General features: G+C 68.6%; 4 protein-coding genes. 1 reads left to right on the forward strand and 3 read right to left on the reverse strand.

The genetic code is table 11. The features are described from left to right. The 3 genes from V6M42_RS04535 to V6M42_RS04545 all read right to left on the reverse strand — a co-directional run. On the reverse strand, positions 1 to 710 hold a 710-nt coding region (locus V6M42_RS04535), incomplete at its 3' end, for a tetratricopeptide repeat protein (protein WP_332677443.1). Between the two features lie 139 nt (positions 711 to 849). Beyond that, a complete protein-coding gene (locus tag V6M42_RS04540) occupies positions 850 to 1872 on the reverse strand; it encodes a S1/P1 Nuclease (protein WP_332659395.1) in 1023 nt (340 codons plus the stop codon). A gap of 30 nt (positions 1873 to 1902) precedes the next feature. After that, entirely contained in the window at positions 1903 to 2487 is a 585-nt protein-coding gene (locus V6M42_RS04545) for a glutathione S-transferase family protein (RefSeq protein ID WP_332659396.1), read from the reverse strand. 219 nt (positions 2488 to 2706) lie between these two features. Here V6M42_RS04545 and V6M42_RS04550 point away from each other — a divergent pair. Next, positions 2707 to 3272 (forward strand): 3D domain-containing protein (locus V6M42_RS04550; RefSeq protein WP_332677445.1); only part of this gene is annotated, 566 nt, incomplete at its 3' end.

A 3272-nucleotide genomic window follows, 5' to 3' on the forward strand; every position in this document is an offset into this window, starting at 1 on the left:
GCGGCCATCAGCCGGTCGATGAACCGCTCGTGCGCCGCACGGTCATACCGGGCTCCCTCCGGATCTCCGGCCCGGCTGGCGGCGTTGGCCTCGGCGTAGGCGGCGAAAGCGGCGTCATAGGCCTCGACCTGATCCAGCGCCTTGCCCAGGGCGAAGCCCAGTTCCGCGCGGTCGTCGGGGTGGAGGTCCCGCTGGGCCAATGCCGAGCGGAGACTCTGGATCACCGGGTCGTCGGGACCGCCGGGTCGCGCCAGACCGGCTGACCGCGCCAGCGCGACCGGGTGGCCCGGGGCGACCGTCAGCGCCCTTGCATAGGCGTCGCGCGCCGCCTCGCGCTGTCCCAGATCCTCGTGCAGGTTTCCCAGGTTCAGCAGGGCGGGCAGATAGTCGGGCCGGAGCGCCAGCGCCGCTTCCAGATCCTTCAGCGCCAGATCATGCCGCCCGAGGTCGTCGGCATGGATCACCCCCCGGTTCAGCCACGCCTCTTCCGGACCCGACACGCCGCGCCGCAAGGCTTCGGCATAGGCCGCCAGCGCGGCCTCGAACCGCCCCGTCCGCCGCTCCATCAGCGCCAGGTTGAACCAGCTGTCCGGCAGATCGGGCCGCAACGCCAGCAGCTGCCGATAGGCTGTCGCCGCCTCCTCGGCCCGCCCCGCCGCGCGCAGGCGCGAGGCTATGGCCATCAGGGCTTCGGCGGGATCGATGCTCATATCCGATCATCCCCGCGAAGGCGGGGACCCAGTGCTTTGGGCCATCGGCGCCAGATTGTTTTCACCGACGGCGGTCCCATGCAGTCTGCCTCGCGAAAGAACTGGGTCCCCGCCTTCGCGGGGATGCACGGTGAATGAGTCAGTCGTCCCCGTACATGGCCAGCCAGGGGTCTGCGGTTCCCGCCTCGACCTCGGCCACCTTGACCGCCGGCCAGCCGATCGCGTCGTCGGCCGCGTCGCGCCAGGCCAGCACATACAGGTCGCGCAGTTCCGACGCCCCCGCCGCCAGCCGCGCCGCCACAAAGGCCGCACCGCGCGCATCCCGTTCGCCGAAGCCGCCGGCCTTCTCCAGCACATAGAAGGGCCGCACCTCGGCCAGCGTCGTTTTCAGATAGGCCGGGACGCGGGCGCGCAGGTCGAAGCCATCCAGCCTGGGCGCCGTCATCCCCGCCTCGACCGCGTCCAGACGCGCCACCCGGCCGGTGAAGTCGCCTTCGAACACGCCGTGGGTCTGGCGCGACGTCGTGAAACCGTCGGGGTTTGGAACATCCCGTGACCAGCCATTGTAGTGAATCGTGGTGTGGTGGGGCTGGGAACCGTCGCCGACGTAGTGGCCCAGATAGCCCATGTCGCGCAGGATCAGGGCCTCGCGGCGCTGCCGGTCCTCGCGGTACCAGGCGCGTTTGCCGGGATCCGGCTCGCGCTTCTCGGCGGCGTTCAGCACCCGCCAGGTGGCGAAGTCGCGAACCAGCTGCTGATAGCCGTCCATGATCGCGTAGGGCAGATAGCCGGCGTCGTCGACGTCCAGGCCCGCAGCGATCAGGGCGGCGTCGTACTCGGACTTCAGACGCGGCAAGGCGTCGATGGAGGGCCCGCCCGCGTTGATGATGCGGCCGGCGTCGTCCATGTCGACGAAATGGGCGGTGTCGCGTTCCCGGTCATGCGGCTGGCCGCCGCCCTTGGTGCGGTCCGGCTCACGGGCCAGCTCTCCGACCTCGGCCGAGGCGCCCGGCGTACGCAGGAAGGCCGGCATCTCGTCGGGCAGGCCGCGCACGGCTGCGACGCCGATCAGCCGGTGGCCGGTATTTCCCCAGGCGTCGGCCTGCAGCGCCACGCCGCCGGCGGCGGCGAGAACGAGGGCGGCGAGTGCGAGACGCTTCATCTGGGGGCTCCGGCGAATGACCGGACCGCCTTAGCGTATCCCGAACGCGTCCTCCACCCGCCCGATCCATGCGACGACGGAGGGATAGGCGGCCAGATCGAAATCGCCCTCGGGCGCGACGCGGGTGTAGGCGACCAGGGCCAGGTCGGCCAGCGTCGGACCGTCCCCGACCAGCCAGTCGCCCTGCGCCAGCGCCGCCTCCATCCGCGCCAGGGCCGCATGGCCGCGCTCGACCAGTCGGGGCTCGATCTCATCCGCCCGCTTGCCGGCCATGGCGCGCTGGAACCGGACCACGGCGATATACGGTTCGTGGCTGTACTGTTCCCAGAACAACCACTCCATCATCCGGGCGCGGTCATAGCGATCGCTGGGGATAAACGGCGTCCCCTCGCCGAAATACAGAAGAATGGCGTTGGACTGGGCCAGCGGCCGCCCGTCCTCCAACACCGCCGTCGGCGTCTGTCCCGCGGGATTCAGGGCCAGAAACTCCGGGCTTCGCGTCACGCCGGACATGACGTCGGTTTCGATCCACCGATAATCTCTGTTCAGCCGGTCGAGCAACCACTTGACCTTCAAACAGTTGCCGGAGCGAATATCTCCATAGACAGTAAGCATCGCACCCAAGCAAAGTTTTTGTTGCTGATGAATACAGCTTACAGACTTGTCCGATTTGGCCAAACAAGATTCGGATTGACCATCACAAGGCCCACTTATCCACCGAAGAACCGGACGCGATGTCGCAGCGCAGCATGGATGTCTGGTTTTCGCCACAATTGGAAACGAAAAGCCGGGCACCGGACGCGTATGGGGCCGGCGTTTCCGTGAGTCGTTTTCATGCTCGGCACAGCCGCTGCGCTCGCCCTTTTCTGGGCGATGGCCTTCCCCGCCCATGGCGGAGAGCCGGTATCCTACGAGTCCGTGGTCGCAGCCGACCCGGTCGTCGTATCAACCGCCTCGACTGACGAAGGTTCCGACAGCGGCGAACGTGTTCTGAGCGCCGAACAGCGGGCCATGATGGCCGAGGACGCCGACTGGAGCGCCCGCGCCAATCTCTACCATGCAGGCGGCGGCGGAGCGACGGGCAACGACAGCCTGGGTTGCCGCCCGATCGCCATGCGCACGGTCGCCACCGATCCCCGCTACATTCCGCGCCGCACCCGCCTGTTCATCCGCGAGACGGTGGGCATGCGGATGGCCGACGGCACGATCCACGACGGCTACTGGTACGCCTCCGACACCGGCGGCGCGATCAAGGGTCAGAAGATCGACCTCTACACCGGCCACGGCCGCCGCTCGATGTCGCCGGTCATGCCGCTCAACCAGCGCCGCCTGACCATCGTCAACGCCGGCCGTTTCGACGGCTGCCCCCCGTCGTGGGAAAGCCAGCCCAGCCAGGCCAC

The sequence above is a fragment of the Brevundimonas sp. genome, assembly GCF_036677305.1.
Lineage (GTDB): Bacteria > Pseudomonadota > Alphaproteobacteria > Caulobacterales > Caulobacteraceae > Brevundimonas.